Origin of the sequence: Vibrio sp. M260121 (genome assembly GCF_036533715.1) — a bacterium.
In the GTDB taxonomy this organism is placed as follows: domain Bacteria; phylum Pseudomonadota; class Gammaproteobacteria; order Enterobacterales; family Vibrionaceae; genus Vibrio.
Window position 1 is genome coordinate 1 of record NZ_JATABF010000111.1, and the last position, 800, is coordinate 800.

The window sequence follows — 800 nt, forward strand, 5'->3', positions numbered from 1 at the left end:
GTCCGCCTCACTCTCAAGCCCTACGCTTAGAGTAGGCTATCAGAACGAGGTGAACCATATGTCTACTATCCACATTTTAGGTATCGATTTAGGTAAGCACTGCTTTCATGCGGTTGGCAATAATCACTCTGGCAAAGAAGTTATTCGCCGTAAGTTTAATCGAAGCCAACTACTCCGTTTCTTATCTGTACTTGAACCTACCATCATCGCTTTTGAAGCCTGTGGTGGTGCTCACTGGCTTGCGAGAAAGTGTGAAGCCTATGGGCATCGAGTTCGACTTATCCCGCCTCAATATGTAAAACCTTACGTCAAAGGTAATAAGAACGACTTTATTGATGCTGCTGCGATAGCAGAAGCAGCGAGTCGACCAAGCATGAGATTTGTTTCTGCCAAGTCAGAGGAAGCTCAAGTAATCGCGGCTATCCATCGAGTAAGAGATGGTTATATCAAAGAGCGAACGGCTTGTATGAGCCGAATTGGAGCAATACTACTTGAGTTTGGACTGAGTTTTCCTAAAGGCCATGCCAAGATGAAAGCGCTATTTCAGTGGCTGGCCGAGCAAGATATAAAGTTACCGCAGAGCCTGGTCGCAGAGTTGCTCTCGATTCATGAGCACTATAAATACCTAAATGAGCAAGTATCGACTCAAGATAGAAAACTGAAAGTGATTACTGAAAATAATGAAAATGCTGAACTTTTGAAGAGTATTCCTGGTATTGGTGATTTAACAGCAACGCTATGTGTGGCCAATATCAGTTCTCCTTCAAACTTTGGTGGAGGTCGCGAGATGGCCGCATGGC

1 protein-coding gene is annotated in these 800 nt (G+C 44.5%); it reads left to right on the forward strand.

Translation table 11 applies throughout. From position 1 onward, the window contains the following. Positions 1-58: 58 nt before the first annotated feature. Positions 59-800 (forward strand): IS110 family transposase (locus QTO06_RS25305; protein WP_331410346.1); only part of this gene is annotated, 742 nt, incomplete at its 3' end.